This window comes from Mesocryomonas lacus, from assembly GCF_055730105.2.
In genome coordinates, this window is the sequence record NZ_JBUZWF020000002.1 from 22,072 (window position 1) to 36,152 (window position 14,081).

The following is a 14,081-nucleotide window of genomic DNA, read 5'->3' on the forward strand; positions in this document are numbered from 1 at the left end:
TCTTGCCTTTCGGACGAAGCCCGGAGATTTCCATGGTCGCGCCTTTGCCGGATCCCATCATCATCGCCCACAAGATCGTCCACAATTCCGAGGACGTGTGGGTCCACACGTTCATTTCGGCCTATACCGGCGACAACATCGCCAATGCGACCCACATCATCGAAACGGAGAAAGTGCTGGTCCTCGTCGACGGCCAGTTTCTCGCGCCCTATGCCCGGCAGTTCCGGGCCTATGCCGACAGCCTGAACAAGCCGATCGACCGGCTCTACCTCTCGCACCGCCACCCCGACCACTGGTTCGGCCTCGGCGATGCCTTCGCCGACGTCGCCATCCATGCGCTGCCGGAAACCATCAGCTTCCTCGAAGAGCATGGCGAGGACTCGCGTCGGGATCACTGGAAGCTCGGAAGGCTGGCGCCGGAGACGGTCGTCATTCCGACCCACAGCATCAGTCCGGGCGAAGAGGTCATCGATGGCATCAAGTATGTCTTCGACCGCGTCGTCGACACGGAGATCGATTTCCTGCTGACGATCGGGCTGCCGGACCTCGGCGTCTTCATCGCCCAGGACCTCCTTTACAGCGGCACGCATCTCTACCTCACGCAGCACATGGCCCACTGGATCGGCGTCCTGCAGCGGCTGCTCCTGTCGGATTACGATCTGTTCCTGCCCGGCCACGGCGTTCCCGCCGGCAAGGCGGAAATCGCCGGCAACATCGAATACCTGTCCGCCGCGCTCGCGGCAGTCGGCGAGGGCCTGACCGGCAACGCCTTCAAGCACTTCCTGCTGCAGCGCTATCCCGGCCGCCTCTGCCCCGGAATCTTCGACATCTACCTGCCGCGCCTGTTCGGCAGCGCGAGCGAATACTAGCGCAGCCAGCGACGGAGCCTCTGCCCCGTCGGTACATCAGCATTCGGAATCAACGAGATGGGCACTCCCTGTGCGCCCGGCCGGACGCATGGCGGTCTGCTGCCCGGTAAAAATGCCCTCAGCCAAGAAGGCGTCACCCCGATGGAACAGCGATACACGGTCGGACAATATCTCGCCGACAGGCTGCACGAACTGGGCCTCCGGCATCTGTTCTCGATCGCCGGCGACTATTCGATCCAGTGGATCACCCGCTACGCCGCCACCAGCGGCATCGAGGTCGTCGCCGAGGTCAACGAGCTGAATGCCGGCTATGCCGCCGACGGCTATGCGAGGCTGAAGGGGATCGGCGCGCTCTGCACCACCTATTCGGCCGGCGCCCTCTGCGCCGTGAACGCGCTTGCCGGCGCCTATGTCGAGCGGGTGCCCATCGTCATCATCAACGGCGCGCCCAGCATCAAGCGCACGCTGACCTTCGAGCAGACGGGCTTCAGCTCGCATCATTTCATCAGCGGGCGCGAGACCGACCTTCAGGTTTTCGAATACATCACGTCGGCTGCTGTGCGCGTCGACAGCCCGGAGATCGGGCCGATGCAGATCGACTATGCTTTGACCCAGTGCATCACCCAAAGACGCCCGGTCTACATCGAGCTTCTGGAGGACATGATCGACCTCGAATGCGCCCGCCCGGAAAGGCCCTTGCGTCCGGCACGCGCGCTGTCCGATGCCACAAACCTTGCAGACGCGGTCCAGCGGCTCGGCGACCGGCTGCAGCAAGCGGAAAATCCGCTGGTCTGGATCGGCGTCGAGGTCGATCGCTTCGGCCTGCACGCCGAGACCGAGCGCCTCGTGCGCCAGCTGAACATTCCCTACGTGACCGAGCTCCTCAGCAAGGCCGTCCTGTCCGAGGACGATGCGCAGTTCGCCGGCGTCTTCGACGGCTTGTCGTCCGCCTGCGCCACGCAGAAGCTCGTCGAGGATGCCGATTTCGTCCTGGCGCTCGGGGTCTGGTTGACCGACATCAACGTGCTCGGCTGGACCATCGATTACGACAAGACCGCCTTCGTCTCGATGGAGACGGTGAAGTACGGCACCTATTTCAGCGCGCAGGTGACCCTTCAGCATCTGATCAACGGTCTGCTCCAGCGGGGTTTGCGGCGCAATATCGAGCGTCCCGCCGCATGTGAACCGGTCCCGGCCGACAAGGATCCGGGCGACACCATCACCTACCAAGGCTTCTACGACGTCATTCCCCGCCACATCGACGCCGATACCATCGTCGGCAGCGATGCCAGCCTCAACTATTTCGGCAGTCTGCTCCTGAAGGTCAGCCAGCCGCGCGGCTTCATCGTCCAGTCCTCCTACTCGGCGATCGGCTATAGCGGCCCGGCCGCGACCGGCGTCTGCCTTGCCAAGGAAGACCACCAGCGGATGATGGTGTTCTCCGGCGACGGCGGGTTCCAGATGACCGCGCAGTGCCTGTCGACGCAGACCCGCCTGAAGCTCGACCCGATCATCTTCGTCATCGACAACGGCGTCTACGGCGTCGAGCAATGGCTGGCGGACGCCTCGGTGTTCACGTCGGGCAAGCCCTTCTACACCGCCTGCATCCTGCATCCCTGGAACTACAGCGAGCTGGCCGCCGTCTTCGGCTGCCGCGGCTGGAAGGTGTCGACCTATGGCGCGCTGGAGGAGGCGATCCTTTCCGCCAAGGCGCATTCCGGCAGTCCGTCGATCATCCAGGTCGTCGTCGCCGATCACTCGATCCCGAACAACGCGACCTGGAAGAAGGAATAGCACCGTCCCGCCGCCGCTTTGCCTGCCGCATCCCCTGCATCCTCTGCCGCTTCTTTCCGTCCCGCAGCATGGCCCACCATCCGGTGGCCATAACCCGAACAAGGGAAAACCATGGCAACGCTGCTGACCGACCACCCAGCCCCCGGCGGCCCTGGCGCCGTCGCCATGTGGACCCGCGCCGACAAGGACGCGATCGGGACCGCCTTCTCGTCGGCGAGCCGGATCTGGTTCACCGCCGCCGGCGGCATCGTCACCGAGATCTACTTTCCCGACGTCGACACGCCGCAGATCCCCGACCTCCAGCTGATGTTCACCGACGGCGTCACTTTCTTCCACGACGCGCAGCGCGACTTCACCCATGAATGGGAGGCGATCGACCCGCGCGCCCCGGCCTTCCGGCTGACCAGCACGGCGATCGGCCAGCCCTATTCGGTGGTCCAGGAGATCATCGCCTCGTCGGACTCCTCCTGCCTCCTCATCCGCACCCGCCTCATCAGCGACGACGCGGCTTTCCTCGCGGGGCTGAAGGTGTACGCGCTTCTCGCGCCGCATCTGGGAGGACAAGGCTCCGCCAATTCGGCCTATGTCGCGGTGACCACCGACGGCAAGAAGCTCGTCGCCCGGCACGGCGATTTCTGGCTGGCGCTGAATGCCAGCTGCGGCCTCGGCCATACCAGCTGCGGCTATGTCGGGGTGAACGACGGCTGGACCGACATCATCGGCAACCGCCGACTGCCGGTCTGGGACTATCACTGCGCCGAGAACGGCAATGTCGCTGTGATGGGTGAGATTACCCGCGGCACCGACACCGAATTCGTCCTCGGCCTTGGCTTCTGCCTCGACCGGGACGGCAATTCCTCGCAGCCGAACCCGGCCATGGTGATGATCCGCGAGGCGCTGAGCTATCCCTTCGACCAGGAGGCGCCGCGCGGTCAGCTGCAGACCTACATCAACGACTGGGTCGAGGCGCGCCTCGCTTCTCCCGGCTTCAAGCCGGTGCCCAAGACGACGGGCGACAAGGACCGCCTCTTCAACCTCAGCCGCAACGTTCTCATGACGCACGAGGACAAGAGCTCGCAAGGCGCGCTGGTCGCCTCGCTCTCCATCCCTTGGGGCTACAACAACCGCGACGAGAACGCCGGCTACCACCTCGTCTGGCCGCGCGACATGTGCCAGAGCGCGACGGCGCTCCTGGCGGCCGGCGAGATGGACCTGCCGCTGCGGGCGCTGATGTTCCTGGCGACCAACCAGTCGCCGGACGGCGGGTTTCACCAGAACTTCTTCATCAACGGCGTGCCCTACTGGGACGGCGTCCAGCTCGACGAACTCTCCTATCCCGTCATCCTCGCCTATCACCTGACGCAGGCGAAGGCGCTGCAGGCCTATAATCCCCGGCCGATGGTGCTGGCGGCTTCGGGCGCGGTGATCGCCAAGGGCCCGATGACGCAGGAGGAGCGCTGGGAGGAGAACGAGGGCTATTCGCCCTCGACGCTCGCCGCCAACATCGCCGGTCTCATCTGCGCGGCCGACCTCGCCGAGAACCACTGGGGCGACCCGGTGACGGCAAACTTCCTGCGCGAGCACGCGGACTTCCTCGAATCCCATCTCGAGGCCTGGTGCGTCACCACAAAGGGCGAGCTCGTGCCGGGCATTACCGAGCACTACATCCGCATCCTGCCAACGGAGGTCAAATCTTGGGGCAACCGCAACCCTTCGCTGCCCGAGGATCCGAATACCGCCATCGTCTACCTCAAGAACATCCAGGGCGGCGGCGCTTTTCCGGCCCGCAACGTCGTCGACGGCGGCTTTCTCGAACTCGTCCGCTTCGGCATCCGTCCCGCCGACGACCCGATCATCAAGAACACCGTCGCGGTCATCGATGCCGAGCTGAAGGACAACCTGCCGCAAGGACCATGCTACCGCCGCTACAACCATGACGGTTACGGACAAGGCGACAATGGCGAGCCTTTCGGCTCGACCGGCGTCGGCCGGCCCTGGCCGCTGCTCACCGGCGAGCGCGCGCATTACGAGGTCGCCGCCGGACGCGACGCCAAGCCCTATGTGCGCACCCTCGAAGCCTTCGCCGGCGCGCGGGGCCTCATCGCCGAGCAGCTGTGGAATGCCCCCAACCTTCCGAACGTCTATCCGCCGCTGGAGAAGGGCGGCCCCACCGGCTCGGCCATGCCACTCGCCTGGGGGCATGCCGAATACATCAAGCTGGTGCGCTCGGTGTCGGACGGCCGGGTTTTCGACCGGATCGATCCGGTCGCCGACCGCTACCTCAAGCCGCACGCCAAGAGCCCGCTCGAGGTCTGGAATTTCGACCGCCAGTTCCTGTCCATGCCGGCCGGCAAGACCGTCCGCATTCCGCTGCCGTCGCCCTTCCGCCTGCGCTGGACCAAGGATGACTGGCAGAGCTTCGAAGATCTCACGGCCACCGGCACCGAGGTCGGCATCTACTATGCCGATCTACCGACGCTTCCCGGCGCAGCCGGTTCGGCGCTGACCTTCACCTTCTACTGGCTCTCCAGCCAGAGCTGGCAAGGGTCCAACTTCACCATCAAGCTTCACCCCTAGACGGTCGGTTTTCCCATGTCAGAAGCCCTGTCAGATGCCGAACACCCCTTCGCAAGCCTTGCGCCCACCGTCGCCACCGAGGAGGCCATCGCCGGCGACTATGATGCCGTCATCGTCGGCGCCGGCATTTCCGGCGCCATCATCGCCAGCGCGCTCACCGAGAAGGGATACCGCGTCCTGATCCTCGAGGCGGGGCTCGGCCGCGACCTCTCGCAGAACGGTTTCCAGCGTTTCCTTGAAACCTTCTACGGCAACCCGAACAAGGACAACAACGCGCCGTTTGCGCGCAATCCGAATGCCGAAATGCCGCGCGGACCGGACCTGCGCACGCTGAAGGCGGGGCAGACGAACGCCGAGGCGTACTGGGTCCAGTCCGGCCCCTATGTCAGCGACTCCGTCTATACCCGCGTGCTCGGCGGCACGACGGTCCATTGGGAGGCCAAGGCCATCCGCATGCTGCGCGAGGATTTCCAGCTGAAGAGCCGGTTCGGCCGCGGGCTGGACTGGCCGATCGGGCTCGACGATCTCAAGCCCTATTACGACCGGGCGGAGTTTCTGCTCGGCGTATCCGGCGACGCGGCGGCGCAGCGCACGGTCGGCGTCGAGTACAGCAGCGAGGACTACGTCTATCCGATGGTCGAGCTGCAGCCGAGCTATCTCGACCGCATCGTCGCCGAGCGCCTCTCCGGCATGCGCGACGAGATCGGCGGCACGCCGGTCGACATCGACTGGATCACCTTTCCGCAGGCCAAGAACGCCGATCCGAACCCGGCTTACGCCAAGTTCAACGGCGGCGCGGCATTCTCGCCGTTGGGTGCCATCAGCCTGCACCAAACCGAGGAGGGCGAGCGCTGCCAGGGCAACACCAACTGCGTCCCGCTCTGCCCGGTCCAGGCCCGCTACGACGCGCGCAAGACGCTGATCAAGGCCATCGGCACCGGCCGCACCAAGCTGCTTGACCAGGCGGTGGCGAGCCGCATCATCCTCGATCCCGAGACCGGCGCGGTGACCGAGATCGAGTTCAAGCGCTATTCCGACCGGCGGTCGCCGGCGCACACGGTCGGCCGCGTGCGCGGGAAAGTCTTCATCCTGGCGGCGAATGCGGTCGAGAATGCCCGGCTGATGCTGGCGTCGGCGGCCGAGAACGGCCACCCCGTCAACGACCTCACCGGCCGCCACCTGATGGACCATCCCTATCTCCTGACCTGGGGCCTGCTGCCTGAGGATGCCGGGACGGGAAGGGGCCCTTCCTGCACCTCCGGTCTCTGCAATTTCCGGCAAGGTGACTTCCGCAACCGCTACGCCTCGTTCGCGGCCGACATTCACAATGATGGCTGGGGCTGGGCCACCGGCTCGCCGCTCGCCGATCTCGTCGAGTTCGTCGACCAGGACAATCTCTCCGGCCGCGCCTTGCGCGAGGCGCTCGGCTGGCGCCTGTCCCGCCAGCTGCTCCTCGCCTTTATGATCGAGATGCCGGCCGACCCGGCGAGCCGGGTGACCGTCGATCCGCGCCATGTCGACCGTCTCGGCAACATGCGGCCGGTCGTCGACATGAAGATCGACGACTACAGCATGGCGACGGCGGAATACGCCCGCGGCCTGTCGCGGCGGATGTTCGAGAAGCTCAGCGTCGAGGATTTCACCCACTACGACCCGTGGGACTACGGCTACGTCCCCTATAACGGCGAGGGCTACGCCATTCGCGGCGGCAACCATCTCTCCGGCACGCATGTCATGGGGACGGGGCGGGAGAACTCGGTCGTCGACGCCGACCAGAAGTCCTGGGATCACCCCAATCTCTACCTCGTCGGGCCGGGCAGCATGCCCTCGATCGGATCGTCCAACACCACGCTGACGGCGGCGGCGCTCTGCCTCAGGACCGCGGACGCCCTTCTCGCCCACCTCGCACGCATGTGACCTCCCTCCGAAAGCGAGAGCCTGTCATGGAAACCCCCAGCACGATCATCGAGACCGTCGACCAGTTGTAGCAGTATCTGCAGGTCGCCCTGCAGCTCGAGCACGCGACCATCCCGCCTTATCTCACCGCCGCCTATGCCGCGAATGCCGAGGCAAACCGCCAAGCGATCGACATCATCCGCGCCGTCGCGAAGGAGGAGATGCTGCATCTCACCTTCGCGGCGAACTTGCTCAACGCCATCGGCGGCTCGCCGGATCTCGTCGCCGAGGGCTTCGTTCCGCGCTATCCGACGCATCTGCCGACCGGCCAGGACGATTTCGAGGTTGGGATCGAGACGCTCTGCGACCATGCGCTGGAGAATTTTCTGGCGATCGAGCGGCCGACCAGCCTGCAGCAAGAGCATGAAGGGGGCTTCGAGCGCCTCCGCAAGACGGTATCCGTGTCGAGCAACCAGATGGACGTCTCCATTTTCAAAGGGGAGAACACACTGGTGCCGATCAAAGCGTTGGGGGAGGGCGCCTTTGAACTGCAATACGACATCGCCGTCGTGCCGCACCACCGGCTGACGACCCTGCGCAAGTCGATCTCTGAGGCCGGGCGGTCGCTGGTCCCGCGGGTTCCGGCGCTCGCCGATGACGGCGTGGATATCGAGCTGCACTATTGGAGCATTGGCGAGTTCTACAAGGCAATCCATCTCGGCTTCGTCGAGTTGACGCTGGAGCTCGGCGCCGAGGCTCTCTTCTGCGGCGACCCCCGGCGGCAGGTCGACCCGAAATACTACTACTCCGCGGGGGGGCGACCTGACGGCGGTGACCGACCTCACCAGCGCCCTGAAGGCGATCGACTTCATCGCCAGCCAGGGCGAGGGTGGCACGGAAAGCGTCTACGATCCCGGCGGCGAACTCGCCCATTACTACCGCTTCGACCAGATTCGCCAGCGGCGCTACTATCGCGATCCGAACAAGGACGGGACGGGCGATGCGCCCGGCCACCCCACGGGCGGCCGGTTTCCGGTGGACATGGCGGCGGTCTTCCCGGTGAAGGCCAACGCCAAGGTCGCGGATTACGCCGGCCATCCCGAGCTCCAGCGCCACGCCCGCCTGTTCAACGGTCGCTACCAGCGTTTCCTCGGCCTTCTCACCCAGGCCTTCAACGGCCATCCCGAAATGCTCGGCAGCGTCTTCACTTCAGAAATGTTCGCGATCAAGGACGCGATGGAGCGGCTCGTGCGTCACCCGCTGCCCGGCACCGCCTTTCATGCGGCACCGACCTTCGAGATGGACGAGGTCCTTTATCCCGACAGCGTGCCGAAGAACGCGCTGAAGGGGGCTTCCCGCATTCCCTCCGGTCCCGGGGGGACGCCGACAACCGTTCCGTCCGCCGCTCCTGCAGAAGGGGCTGGCCGCCATGTGTGATCCCCTCGACAGCTTCCTCAGCCTTTCCGTGCAGCTTTGCGGCCTCTCGCGCTTCGATCTTCTGGGGACCGGCTACGGCCCGCGCTATTTTGCGGTGGTCGAGCGCATCGTCGGGCCCGAGAGGCTGCAGCGGCTTCTCGATGCCTACGAGAACTGCAAGGTCGTCCGCAACGCCGATGGACAACGCGCGTCCTCGGCATGCAGCCTGGAAGGGGCGATCCGCAACCATCCGGAGTTCGGCCCGATCGCCCGCAACATCATCAAGCTCTGGTACAGCGCGGTCTGGTTCGAGCTGCCGCCGACCTGGCGGGCGAATTTCGGTGCGCGGCCCGGCGACAGGACCTTCATCCCGTTTCCCCACGCCTATGCCGAATCCCTCCTCGGTCCCGCCGTCGGCGCCCATCCCGCCGGCGCCAAGCCGGGCGGCCACCAGTCCTGGGTCCTCCCACCGGTGCCCTTGCCGATTCCGGAGGAGTGCATCTGACGCGGCGCCGGGCATTGCCGGGGCTTCGCTGACGGTGTCGGAGATTGTTCAGGTGACAAGCGGATTTTGCGCAAAGGCAAGTGTCACGGAGTCATGCCGTGGCTGGGGCGCCAGGATTCGAACCTGGGAATGGCGGCACCAAAAGCCGCTGCCTTACCACTTGGCGACGCCCCATCGGCGGCTCAGCCGAACGGCGGTTCTATACCGCCTCCGCCGGAGGCTTGCAACGCCGCTCTCACCCGGACCGGCACGTTGAAAAAGATTCCGGCGAACCAACTTGCAGCCGCGTTCGGCGGCGGCTATAGAGCCCTCGCAGGTCACGGAGTGTAGCGCAGCCTGGTAGCGCACCTCGTTCGGGACGAGGGGGTCGCAGGTTCGAATCCTGCCACTCCGACCAGCACATCGGTCCCGTCAGTCCCGAGATGACGTTAGCGACCATTCTGATTTCCGAGTTTTGCGGTGATGATTGGTGGCGCGAGCGTGGGTCGTTGCCTTGTTGCCCCGGCCACCGCAAACCAGCTTCGACCTTCACTAGAACCGACTGCCCCTGCGACCGCGTTATCGGGCGCAGGAACAGCCTGCCGAGGAAGAAGCGTATCTCCTTCGCCTTCTAGGACTGGGCCGCCTCAGGCGGCTTTCACGCTATACCGCAGGTGAAGCAGGTCGTGCGCCAGCGGCTCGGCCCCGATCAGCGAGAGCCGGACCTTGCCCTTCAGGCCCTCGTCCCCGAAAGCCACGATGCCTTGCTCGTTGACGCGGCCGACCAGCGCCGGGGCGAGGATGATGCTGAGCTCGTCGACCAGCCCCGCGGCGAAGAACGCGCCGTTGGTGCCGCCGCCGCCCTCGAGCAGGAGGGTCTCGATGCCGAACTCCCGGCGCAAGGTGCGAAGGGCCGCCTCGAGGTCGATCTCTGGACCGTCGGACACGATGTAGGAGATTCCGTCGCCCGCGAGTTCCGCCAGATGCGCGTCGGCGACGTCGCTGCCGAGGATAACGATCACGGAGTCGCCGTTGATCTCGGCCTGGCGGAAGTGAAGTTTCGCCGATCGGTCGATCGCGACCGCATGCTTCCCGCTTCCGCGCGGCGCGATGTGGATGGGCCTCTCGACGGTCTGCGTGTTCTGCGGGGGATGTGGTTCACCCTTGGCCATCTCGGCCATCGTCACCCGGCCGACCAGCCAGGCATCGGCCGAAAGGCCGTCATGGACGGCCTCATAGGCGCCATTCCAATCCTTGACGCCGCCGACAGCGCTTTCCGTGTAGCGGCTGGGGTGAAGTCCGCCGTCGAGGGAGGACATCATGTGGCAGATGATCTTGGGCAGGTCGTTCATGTTGGTTTCCTCAATGTTCGTCATGCAGGCCGTGACTGCCAGGGCGTTCGCTTCTTCAAGCGTCGCCTTTCGGACATCCAGCGCGTCCCGCCCACCAGCGACAACGCGGCAGCCTTGCCGGCGACAACCGCGATTTCGGATCGCCGGCGCGCATCTGGTGCAAGCCCATCAGGTAGCGCGGCCTTCGCGCCTCGCCACGTCAAAGCAACATCTTGCGCTGGATGCGGTGGTGATGTCGGCATTGTGGGGCTGGCCCGCCGCACAATCCGTCCGAGGCGTTCCAACGTGAGCCGATAAGACAGCTGTCGGCTAGACCCCATCGCCCGAACTCCATCGGGCCGAAATCAAGCTGTTGACGCCCTCAGGCGCCCATCGCCGCAAAGGCGGCGAGCATCCGCTCGGCGTCGGGCTCGACGCTCGTAAAATGCCGGAACGCGCCGGCGGCCTGGAAGACGGCCATGCCGCCGCCGTCGACGGTCCGGCAGCCCTTTTCACGGGCGCGCCGCAGGAGTTCGGTCTCCAGCGGGAAATAGACGATTTCCGCCACGAAATGGCGGGGCTCGATCCAGTCGGGGTCGAGCGGTAGGCCGGGATGGGCGGCGGTGCCGGTCGGGGTGGCGTGCACGAGGCCCCGTGCCGCGCCCATGGCGGTTCGAAGGTCGGTGCCGGCGCCGACGGTGGCGTCCGGAAACTGCCGCGTCAGCTTTTCGGCGAGATGCTCGGCCCGCGCGATCTCCTGGTCGAAGATCGTCAGCGTTTGTGCGCCAAGTTGCAGCAAGGCGCGGGCGACCGCCGCTCCCGCGCCGCCGGCACCCAGCTGGACGACATCGGCGAGATCGGCGTCCGGCAAGCCGCGGCGAAAGCTTTCGGCAAAGCCGGAACAGTCGGTGTTGTGCCCGGTGCGCCGGCCATCCTGCAGCACCACGGTGTTGACCGCGCCAAGCGCCTTGGCCTCCGGCGAGAGCGCGTCTAGCTCGGCGATTACCGCCTGCTTGGCGGGGTGGGTGATGTTGACGCCGGCAAAGCCGCGCTCCTCCACCTCGCGCAGCAGCGCGGGGAGGGCGGCGAGCCCGACGCCGCGGACATCGAGGTCGATCAGCTCATAGGTGAGGGCGAGGCCGTTGGCGCGCCCTTCCGCCTCGTGCAGCGCCGGCGAGCGCGAGAGCTGGATCCCGCTGCCGATGAGGCCGACCCGGATCGCCTTGGTGGGGGTGTCGAGCATGACGTGGCTTTCGCGCAAAGGAAAATATCGCGGCGGCGAGCAGAGGCCCGCCGCCGCGGACGTCGGTCTACTTGGTGCCGCGGAGGGTGTTCAGCTGGGCGAGCACCGCGTCGACGGTCTCGGCGCCGATCGTCTCGCGGAACTCGGCAACCACCGGCTCGACCGCCTTGCGGAAGGCGTCGAGCTTCTCCGGCGAGAGTTCGATGACCGCCATGTCGGTCTTCTTGATCTCGGCGAGGAAGCCGGCATTGGCGTCGCGCGAGACCTTGCGCTGGTAGTCGCGTGCCTCGGTGGCCGAAGCCTGCAGCAGCGCCTGCTCCTCGGGGTCGAGCTTGTCCCAGAACACCTTTGAGACGAGGACGATCTGCGGGTTGTACTGGTGGCCGGTGAGGGTCAGGTACTTCTGCACCTCGGTGAACTTGGCGTTGACGATGTTGGAGAGCGGGTTCTCCTGGCCGTCGACCGTGCCGGTCTCCAGCGCGCTGTAGAGCTCGGGATAGGGCAGCGGCACGGCATTGGCGCCGAGCGCGTTGAAGGTGGCGAGCGGCACGGCGGACTGCACCGTGCGGATCTTCAGGCCCTTCACGTCGTCGACGCTCTCGACCGGGTGGCGGTTGTTGGTGAGGTGGCGAAAGCCAAGCTCCCAGAAGCCGAGGCCGAGGAGGCGGTGCTCGGGCAGCCGGTTCATCAGATCGGTGCCGATCTTGCCGTCCATCACGGCATCGGCCTCTTCGGGTGTCGTGAACAGGAAGGGCAAGTCGACGACGCCGAACTCCTTCACCGTGCCCGACAGGATGCCGGCGTTCATCACGCTCATCTCGACGGTGCCGCCTTGGATCGAGGCGAGCGTCTGCACGTCGCCGCCGAGCGTGCCGCCGGGGAAGAGCTTCACCGTGATCTTGCCGCCGCTCTTCTCCTTCACCAGCTCGGCGAAGCGCTCCATGCCGGTCACCTGGGGGTGGCCCTTGGAGTTCTGCGCGGCGAACTTGATGGTCCGCTCCTGGATCTCCGCCCCGGCCATCCCGGCCGAGCCGAGGATCGTGGCAAGGCCGAGAACGGCGGCGATCTTGGTGGTCATGCGCATGGTGTGGTTCCTCCCGAGGGGGACGGTTGCTTCCGTCCCGGTTGTGCCCGAAGGCGGTGTGACGGCCCTTGCGGTCAAGCGCGGGCGAAAAGCGACGCGGTCAGCGGCCGGAGAAGAAGGCCGCGGGTACCATGACGAGCGCCGGAAACAGAACGAGCAGCATCAGGACGATCAGCTGCGCCACCATGAACGGCCAGACGCCGCGGATCAGCTTGGCCATCGAGATGCCGCCGACGCCGCAGACGACGTTCAGCACCGTGCCGACCGGCGGGGTGATGAGGCCGATCGAGTTGTTGATGATGAAAAGGACGCCGAAATAGACGGGGTCGATGCCGGCCTGCTTGATCACCGGCAGCAGCACCGGCGTCAAGATCAGGATGGTCGGCGTCATGTCCATGGCGGTGCCGACGGCGACGATCAGCACCATGATGGCGATGAGCAGCAGCGTCTGGTTGTCCATCAGCGGCTCGAGCAGCGCGACCATCGCGCCCGGTAGGTCGGCGACGGTGATCAGCCAGGCCGAGACCGAGGCGGCCGCGACGAGGAACATCACCACCGCCGTCGTCTTGGCCGCGGCGGCGAACACGCCGAAGAGCATCGACGGCGTCAGCTCGCGGTAGACCACCATCGCTACGAAGAGCGAGTAGACGGCGGCGACGACGCCGGCCTCGGTCGGGGTGAAGACGCCGAACTTCAGGCCGAAAATGATGATGACGGGCAGCATCAGCGCCCAGAGGCTGGAGACCAGCGCGTGCCGCCGCTCGCCGGCGCTCGCCCGGACGGGAAGCGCGATGTTTTCCTTGCGGATGACGAATAGCCAGGCGACGCACAGCGCCGCGCCGATCATCAGGCCGGGCGCGATGCCGGCGAGGAAGAGCTTGGTGATCGAGACGCCACCGACGACGCCGTAGAGAATGAAGCCGATCGAAGGCGGGATGATCGGGCCGATGATCGCGGAGGACGCGATGAGGCCGCCCGACATCGCCGGATCATGGCCGGACCGCACCATCATCGGCATCAGCAGCGCCGCGAGCGCTGCAGCGTCCGCGACCGCCGAGCCCGACAGGCTGGAGAGGACGCAGGCCGCCAGGATGCAGACGAAGCCGAGCCCGCCGCGGCGGTGGCCGACGAGCGCCACGGCGAGGTTGACGATCCGCTTGGACAGGCCGCCCTGGTTCATGATCTCGCCGGCGAGCATGAAGAAGGGGACGGCGATCAGCGTAAAACTGTCCGCGCCTTGCAGGATGGTCTGCGCGACGATCTGGCCGTCGAACAGATCCATGTGGATCATCAAGGCGACGCCGGAAAGGACGAGCGCGAAGGCGATCGGCATGCCGAGCGCCATCGTGCCGAGCAGCGAGCCGAGGAAGACTGCGACGACCATGCC

At 66.0% G+C, this 14,081-nt stretch carries 10 protein-coding genes, 2 tRNA genes and 1 pseudogene; 8 read left to right on the forward strand and 5 right to left on the reverse strand.

Translation table 11 applies throughout. The features are described 5' to 3' along the window. The first annotated feature begins 32 nt into the window (after nucleotides 1–32). The 7 genes and pseudogenes from ACZLZQ_RS05240 to ACZLZQ_RS05270 all read left to right on the forward strand — a co-directional run bounded on the left by ACZLZQ_RS05240 (nucleotide 33) and on the right by ACZLZQ_RS05270 (nucleotide 9,057). Nucleotides 33–869, forward strand: coding sequence for an MBL fold metallo-hydrolase (locus ACZLZQ_RS05240; RefSeq protein WP_472948474.1), 837 nt, complete (start codon nucleotides 33–35; stop codon nucleotides 867–869). Between the two features lie 141 nt (nucleotides 870–1,010). Further along, complete coding sequence (locus tag ACZLZQ_RS05245; protein ID WP_472948475.1) at nucleotides 1,011–2,663, forward strand: alpha-keto acid decarboxylase family protein; 1,653 nt, start codon at nucleotides 1,011–1,013, stop codon at nucleotides 2,661–2,663. 111 nt (nucleotides 2,664–2,774) lie between these two features. Then, nucleotides 2,775–5,240, forward strand: a complete 2,466-nt coding sequence (locus tag ACZLZQ_RS05250; RefSeq protein ID WP_472948476.1) for a glycoside hydrolase family 15 protein — start codon at nucleotides 2,775–2,777, stop codon at nucleotides 5,238–5,240. Nucleotides 5,241–5,255: 15 nt separating this feature from the next. Further along, on the forward strand, nucleotides 5,256–7,157 hold the full coding sequence (locus ACZLZQ_RS05255; RefSeq protein WP_472948477.1) for a GMC family oxidoreductase: 1,902 nt from the start codon (nucleotides 5,256–5,258) through the stop codon (nucleotides 7,155–7,157). 110 nt (nucleotides 7,158–7,267) lie between these two features. After that, nucleotides 7,268–7,501 (forward strand): annotated as a pseudogene (locus tag ACZLZQ_RS05260) (ferritin-like domain-containing protein); the annotation flags it as partial. Nucleotides 7,502–7,967: 466 nt separating this feature from the next. Continuing rightward, a complete protein-coding gene (locus ACZLZQ_RS05265; RefSeq protein WP_472948478.1) occupies nucleotides 7,968–8,573 on the forward strand; it encodes a ferritin-like domain-containing protein in 606 nt (201 codons plus the stop codon). Beyond that, a complete protein-coding gene (locus ACZLZQ_RS05270) occupies nucleotides 8,566–9,057 on the forward strand; it encodes a hypothetical protein (protein ID WP_472948479.1) in 492 nt (163 codons plus the stop codon). Before ACZLZQ_RS05265 ends, ACZLZQ_RS05270 begins: the two co-directional genes overlap by 8 nt. Before the next feature lie 99 nt (nucleotides 9,058–9,156). Here ACZLZQ_RS05270 and ACZLZQ_RS05275 read toward each other — a convergent pair. Further along, nucleotides 9,157–9,231, reverse strand: a tRNA-Gln gene (locus ACZLZQ_RS05275). Nucleotides 9,232–9,377: 146 nt separating this feature from the next. Between ACZLZQ_RS05275 and ACZLZQ_RS05280 the strand changes: the two genes are divergently transcribed. Then, nucleotides 9,378–9,454 (forward strand) — tRNA-Pro (locus ACZLZQ_RS05280). A 229-nt stretch (nucleotides 9,455–9,683) separates the two neighbouring features. Here ACZLZQ_RS05280 and ACZLZQ_RS05285 read toward each other — a convergent pair. From ACZLZQ_RS05285 to ACZLZQ_RS05300, 4 genes are all read right to left on the reverse strand, one after another. Next, nucleotides 9,684–10,388, reverse strand: a complete 705-nt coding sequence (locus ACZLZQ_RS05285) for a RibD family protein (protein WP_472948480.1) — start codon at nucleotides 10,386–10,388, stop codon at nucleotides 9,684–9,686. Between the two features lie 361 nt (nucleotides 10,389–10,749). Further along, nucleotides 10,750–11,610, reverse strand: a complete 861-nt coding sequence (locus ACZLZQ_RS05290) for a shikimate dehydrogenase (protein WP_472948481.1) — start codon at nucleotides 11,608–11,610, stop codon at nucleotides 10,750–10,752. A gap of 67 nt (nucleotides 11,611–11,677) precedes the next feature. Beyond that, nucleotides 11,678–12,694: a TRAP transporter substrate-binding protein gene (locus ACZLZQ_RS05295; RefSeq protein ID WP_472948482.1), complete on the reverse strand. Its 1,017-nt coding sequence runs from the start codon at nucleotides 12,692–12,694 to the stop codon at nucleotides 11,678–11,680. Nucleotides 12,695–12,794: 100 nt separating this feature from the next. After that, the gene (locus ACZLZQ_RS05300) at nucleotides 12,795–14,078 is read right to left on the reverse strand and encodes a TRAP transporter large permease subunit (protein WP_472948483.1); all 1,284 of its coding nucleotides are present in this window, start codon (nucleotides 14,076–14,078) and stop codon (nucleotides 12,795–12,797) included. Between the last annotated feature and the right edge of the window lie 3 nt (nucleotides 14,079–14,081).